Source organism: Ideonella sp. P3_A4 (assembly GCF_056403075.1).
The window spans coordinates 1-1,952 of sequence record NZ_JBFUGE010000889.1 but is presented as its reverse complement, the minus strand read 5'-3'; the positions used below and the strand labels follow the sequence as shown (position 1 = coordinate 1,952).

Annotated in this window: 1 protein-coding gene; it reads left to right on the top strand. The window is 71.1% G+C overall.

Annotation, left to right across the window (positions count from 1 at the left end; all coding sequences use genetic code 11):
* Positions 1-46: 46 nt before the first annotated feature.
* Positions 47-1,952 (top strand): non-ribosomal peptide synthetase (locus tag AC1DYI_RS34105; protein WP_477208536.1); only part of this gene is annotated, 1,906 nt, incomplete at its 3' end.

The window sequence follows — 1,952 nt, the reverse complement described above, 5'->3', positions numbered from 1 at the left end:
GAGCTACCGCGACTTGGCGTCGCGCGCGGTGCGCGGCGCACAGGCGATGCGCTCACGCGGGGTCCGTACAGGCGACCGCGTAGCGCTCGGCATGTCCGGCTCGGCCGAGCTTGTCGTGGCCATTCTCGCCACGCTCTGCGCCGATGCCATCTACGTGCCGCTGGATCCCGCGTACCCACCCGCCAGGCTGACTCAGATGCTGGCGGACGCACAGCCGCGGCTGGTGGTCACCGGATCGTCCCCGAACGCGGTGGACGCCGCCGCCACGGCGCTGGATCTGCCGTCCACGCCCCTCGCCGACCTGGTCGATGCGGGCGGCGGCGCGCAGGCCGATGCAAAGCTGGCGACTGTGGATGCCGAGGCACCCGCCTACCTGCTCTACACCTCCGGATCGACTGGCGAGCCCAAGGGCGTTCTGTGTCGCCACGGCGGCGCCTTGAACCTGGTGGCCGACTTTGATGGCCGCCAGCCGCTGCGGCCCGGTGAGCGCTGCAGTTGGTGGACCAGCCCCAGCTTCGACGTCTCTGTCTGGGAGGTGTTTGCGCCGCTCCTGCATGGCGCCACGCTGTGCCCGGTGCCGGACCGGCTGCGGCTGGACGGCCCGCAGTTCGTGGCCTGGCTCGGCGAGCAGCGCATCGCCAGCAGCTATGTGCCACCGTTCCTGCTTTCGGATCTGCGAGCCGCGGCGCAGGCCGCAACGCTGCCCGGCCYGCGCCGCCTGCTCGTCGGCGTCGAGCCGATCCCCGAGGCACTGCTTGTCGCGCTGCGCCATGGCGTGCCCGGTCTCGTCGTCCTGAACGGCTATGGCCCGACCGAGACGACGGTCTGCGCCACGGTCTACCAGGTGGGCCTGACCGCGCAGCACGAGACGACACCGATCGGAAGCCCGCTGCGCGGGGTGACGCTGTTCGTGCTGGACGAACAGCGCCGCCTGCTGCCCCATGGCGCGGTGGGCGAGCTCTGGATTGGCGGTGCCGGCGTGGCCGCCGGCTACTGGCGACGCCCGGATCTGGAGGGCGAGCGTTTCGTCGACGACCCGCACGCCGAACGCGCCGGTGCCCGCATGTACCGCAGCGGTGACCGCGTGCGCTGGCTTTCGGACGGCACGCTTGCATTCCTGGGGCGAAACGACAGCCAGGTGAAGCTGCGCGGCCAGCGCATCGAACTCGGTGAGGTCGAATCTGCGCTGCGTTGCATCGACGGCGTGCGCGACGCCGCTGCGGCAGTGCAAGGTCATGGCGACACGCGCCAGCTCGTCGGGTACGTGGTTGGCGACGTCGCGCCGCAGAGCGTGGCCGACCTGCTGCGCGCGCGGCTGCCTGCCGGTCTGGTGCCGACCGTGATCCAAGCCCTGCCGAGCCTGCCGCTGTCACCGAATGGCAAGCTCGACCGTCGCGCACTGCCGCTTCCGCCCGCGGCAAGCCGTGGCACGTCGGCGCCACGGGGACCGCGCAGTGCGGTGGAGGCGACGCTGGCCGCGCTCTGGTCCGGTCTGCTGGGCGTGTCCAACGTGGCCGGTGACGACGACTTCTTCGCTCTCGGCGGCCACTCGCTGCTGGCCACACGGGCACGGCAACAGATCGAAGCCGCCTTCGGCGTGCGGCTGCCGGTCGCGGCGCTTTTCACCCACCCCACGCTGGCGGCACTGGCGCGCCAGATCGAGTCGGAGCGGGATTCGACGGTCGAACCGCATCCGCCAATGTGCCGAGTCCGCCGCGATGCCATGCTCTCGGTCTCGCCCCAGCAACTGCGGTTGTGGCTGATGCACCAGCTAGACCCCTTGGCGACCGCATACCACGTTATCTGGGCGGCATGGCTGGATGGGCCGCTCGACCCGGCCGCGCTGCAGGCTGYCCTGGATGCGATGGTGCATCGCCACGAGGCGCTGCGCACCAGCTTTCACGACGTTGACGGCGTGCCAYACCAACGCGTGCACTCGGTCGGGACGGTGG